The organism is Bradyrhizobium sp. th-b2 (assembly GCF_000426785.1).
GTDB classification, from domain to species: domain Bacteria; phylum Pseudomonadota; class Alphaproteobacteria; order Rhizobiales; family Xanthobacteraceae; genus Bradyrhizobium; species Bradyrhizobium septentrionale.
On sequence record NZ_AUGA01000196.1, the window covers coordinates 1 to 2,833 of the forward strand.

The 2,833-nt window shown below is 60.2% G+C and carries 4 protein-coding genes and 2 pseudogenes; 1 reads left to right on the plus strand and 5 read right to left on the minus strand.

What is annotated here, in order from left to right; genetic code table 11:
* Nucleotides 1–180: 180 nt before the first annotated feature.
* Nucleotides 181–459 (plus strand): hypothetical protein, encoded by a 279-nt coding sequence (locus tag K359_RS65595; RefSeq protein WP_029085197.1) that lies wholly within the window; start codon nucleotides 181–183, stop codon nucleotides 457–459.
* Between the two features lie 59 nt (nucleotides 460–518).
* Here K359_RS65595 and K359_RS66660 read toward each other — a convergent pair.
* The 5 genes and pseudogenes from K359_RS66660 to K359_RS0147470 all read right to left on the minus strand — a co-directional run.
* Nucleotides 519–656 (minus strand): annotated as a pseudogene (locus K359_RS66660) (enoyl-CoA hydratase/isomerase family protein); the annotation flags it as partial.
* Nucleotides 657–681: 25 nt separating this feature from the next.
* Nucleotides 682–822: pseudogene (locus K359_RS66665) on the minus strand (enoyl-CoA hydratase-related protein); the annotation flags it as partial.
* Between the two features lie 51 nt (nucleotides 823–873).
* Nucleotides 874–1,062 (minus strand): hypothetical protein, encoded by a 189-nt coding sequence (locus K359_RS0147460; protein WP_156929130.1) that lies wholly within the window; start codon nucleotides 1,060–1,062, stop codon nucleotides 874–876.
* A 314-nt stretch (nucleotides 1,063–1,376) separates the two neighbouring features.
* Nucleotides 1,377–1,838: an AlpA family transcriptional regulator gene (locus K359_RS62830; protein ID WP_156929131.1), complete on the minus strand. Its 462-nt coding sequence runs from the start codon at nucleotides 1,836–1,838 to the stop codon at nucleotides 1,377–1,379.
* Entirely contained in the window at nucleotides 1,835–2,272 is a 438-nt protein-coding gene (locus K359_RS0147470; RefSeq protein WP_029085200.1) for a hypothetical protein, read from the minus strand. The genes K359_RS62830 and K359_RS0147470 overlap by 4 nt, the downstream gene beginning before the upstream one ends.
* Nucleotides 2,273–2,833 lie beyond the last annotated feature (561 nt).

Below are 2,833 nucleotides of genomic sequence, written 5' to 3' on the forward strand. Positions count from 1 at the left end.
CTGCCTTGGGAATGGAAGAACAGCCCCGTCCAGTCTGCGGCCTGATCGGGCGACCGCACCGCGCGATCATGCCGCGGCCCTCACCGGACGGTTACCCCACAAGCTGACCCTGTTCTTGTGAAAGCTATCGCGCGAGCACGCAGTTGGTTCGAGCAGCTACGGACAGGGAAAGCCCAATCCATGGCTCAAATTGCCGCGCAGGAAAACATAACGGACAACTACGTCAGCAACCTGATCCACTTAGCTTGGCTGCCACCCCAAGCAAGTGCAGCGGATATTGGATGGAGATCCGACCGCTACTATCTTGGGTCGCAACAAGATGCGCACCCGCACCGTCGCCCCCCTATGGCCCGACTCGTGACGAGAGATGTGGAGGCGGTGTTGATTTTCGGCTTCGACATGAGGCTCGCGCAGGCATTCCGCGAGCGTACCGTACCAAATAGCGCCTCGGCTCGATAATTCGGCCCCGACCTCCAGGGCGCGCGCGTGCGGGTCATCAACGACCTCATGCACAATCCCGATTTCGTGGCGCGCGGTCCCGTCACGGTTAACCCGCGCAGGATCATCTCGAGCGCCTTGGCCTCTCCAATGATCCTGGGCAAGCGCTGCGTGCCGCCACCCGGAAAGATGCCAATACGGGTTTCCAGCAGACCGATGCCGTAACGGCATCCCTGCGATGCGCGGGTCGCATGCTAGCGATAGCTCAAAGCCTCCACCCATGCATAAGCCATTTATCGCGGCTACGACCGGCTTCTCGACGGCTGCAATCAGGTCCGTGAGCGCATGGAAGCCTGGCGGTCGAGGACCGGGCGGCGACGGCAGTCGCGGCGCTCCGGGCTCATCGCATCCGCGGCGTCAGAGAGTTCCCTGACGTCATAATGGCGGAAAGATGCCGGGTACGCTCCCCGTGATGACGACGGCCCGCACCGATGTGTTTTCTCCTGCAGCCGCGACTGCATGAAACATCTCGGCCGTCCCGGCAGCGGTCATGGTGCCGAACGGGGCGTTTGCGTAGGTGATGATACGAACCGCCGCGCGATCTTCGATGGAAACAAGGGCCATGGGCGTCCTCTCTCCTGCCGCGCACCGGCTGCTCGGGGCCGTGGTCTCCATCGGAAGCACCCTCACATTCAGGATGAACTGTCCAACTTTATAACGGATGCAAAGTGACCGCGGATCAGGCAGCCAAATCCGTATCCGGCGGTCGCTCGAACAATCTCGCTCGAAAAAGGCTGGCCGATCTCCGCGTTGAGGTGTCCCGGAACTACGTGCCGAAAGACACGCTGGGTGCACTTGAGAAGCGCGTCATCGACGCGATCAATGCCGCCGGCAGTCGCATTGACAGCTTGGCGAAACACGGCAGCACTAAGATCCTATCACTGATGAAAATCGGCTTCATTCGATTCTTGTTCTTCAGTGGGCGCAGGGGCTAGCGAGCCATCGGCCTGAACGATCATCTTGCGCGAGAGGGGCGCGCCAAGCGGCAGAACTGCCGATCGCCGGATCTGCGGCGGATATCGCCGGGAAAACGCTGCAATCAGGCGCTGGCGGCGGCCAGCTTTTTCCACCACCTTCTCGATGGTCTTCTCTTTGGAGCGTAGCGCGGCGCGGGTGCGTCGGCGTTGGCGGTTCCACTCCTGCACGTCCGTTAACAGCCACATTACCTCACTTGCTGAAGTGCTCGCGCACGGAAAATCTGGCTCTTCAGCCCAACGAGCGATTGTCCGAGGCGTGGTCTTGAAGTGCGCGGCCAGTTGGACCGCTGTCATTAAGATGCCGATAAGGCCGATCGATGTCGGTCCAACATCCGCAGTGATGCTCCCAGTGCTGTCTTTCATTGCTCGCGAGCCGCCCCCAAGCCAAGCGACCACGAGCGGGCGGCAGCTTGCCATTCATGAGCGATGCTCTTCATGCGCCGCGAGAATATGATCTTGATCAGCCTAAAGAGCTCAGTGCTCGTCACCGCGAACTCATCAGGGCCTCCGCGCTGGCGGATGACCTCTCGGAGTGCAGCTGGCTTCTCAGGGGCGGAAGAGCGAATAGCGGCCTCGAAGGCCGGTATGAATTTGAGCCGGTCCATTACAGCACACTCCACAAAGCCATCGTGAGTGTCAGTCGGGGAAACGAGCTTTTGGTTTTGAGGCCGGCTAGGGGGCGGCCCAGTCGCCATGAGCTGCGCAATCGTCGCGAGAACTACGCTCGTTTCGGTCGTTCCCCCGGACCAATCTCCGAGCGCCGCGATGGCGTCTTCCAAAGCCTCTTCACGGCTCATGTGAACTATCTCCCCAGCGAGCCTGTTGCAGAAGGCTGGTAGAACCCAGGAAAAGAGGCGCGGGCGTCTGGAGGAGCCGCCCGCGCGAAGTTTGCTACGCCAAGCTTGGCTGCTGGGGTTGCGTGAAATAAACAGCCAAGCCAAAGGCTCTCAGCAACTCGCGTGCCATTCAAGATGCAAGAGAGGCGAAATAGTGCGCACCACCATGAAAAGCGTGCGGGCGGCTGCTGACGACCGCCCGCACGAGTTACGGTGCGAGGACTTGGCCCTCAATCAATAAGCGACCAAGTCATACATGGGCTCAGCAATCAGTGTGCCAAACGGCCACATTGCGCAGAGAGGCAAACGGCGCGCTTTCATACCTTGTGCAGACTAACTACTCGCGCGAGCGGTGCTTTCCGGACTACAATGTCACGAACCGGACGCAACTGAACGACATCAGACTGCCGCGTTACGAGGGTGCGAAATAGTCGTCGGTTAAGAAGCCGATTTGAGTGGTGTGCGGTGGCTGGTGACTGAGAAGAAGGCAGCCAGGAAGAGGTACCAAAGAGCCCTTAGCCA